The organism is Xenorhabdus bovienii (assembly GCF_024721015.1).
In the GTDB taxonomy this organism is placed as follows: Bacteria; Pseudomonadota; Gammaproteobacteria; order Enterobacterales; family Enterobacteriaceae; genus Xenorhabdus; species Xenorhabdus bovienii.
Genome location: NZ_JANAIF010000305.1, coordinates 1 through 553 on the forward strand (window position 1 = coordinate 1; position 553 = coordinate 553).

General features: G+C 69.4%; 1 pseudogene. It reads right to left on the bottom strand.

The features are described 5' to 3' along the window. Positions 1-531, bottom strand: a pseudogene (locus NXS07_RS20705) (VasL domain-containing protein); the annotation flags it as partial. Positions 532-553 lie beyond the last annotated feature (22 nt).

A 553-nucleotide genomic window follows, 5' to 3' on the forward strand; every position in this document is an offset into this window, starting at 1 on the left:
TTCCGCGGTGTCAGTCAGCGTGCGGGCCGCGTCCCACGTCGCCAGCAGGGGCGTCTCGGCCAGCCGGTCCAGCTGGCCCTGATAGCCCGCCAGTTCGGGCTCGGTCAGCCACGCCAGCCGCGCCCCGGCCGGGGACGCCGTGATAGCCGTGAGCTGCTGGTGCAGCGGTTGGTAAAACAGCAGCCCGCTGCCCACCAGGACCAACACGCCCAATAACGCCCCGAGGCCAAAGCCCTGCCACGCACTCCACCCCCGCGGCGGCTCAGGAAACTGCACCCGCACCCGCGGGCTGTCCGCTTCCGGCGGGCGCTCAGGCCGTGGCGGTGGGGACGGCGGCGGCATTTCCGACTCGGTGTCGGACTGGGACAGGTAGACCAGCGGCGGCATCTGCACCGGCGACTGAACCGGTTTCGCGGCCGGGCGCGGTTTTTCCAGTTTTTTCGCCGCGTTCTGGAAGAACCACAGCAGGTTCTCCACCCGCGGCAGCCGTTTCAGGTCGGACTGCTGCAACCGGTCGATAATCAGCTGCAACGCCCGCTCCGCCCGGTAAATC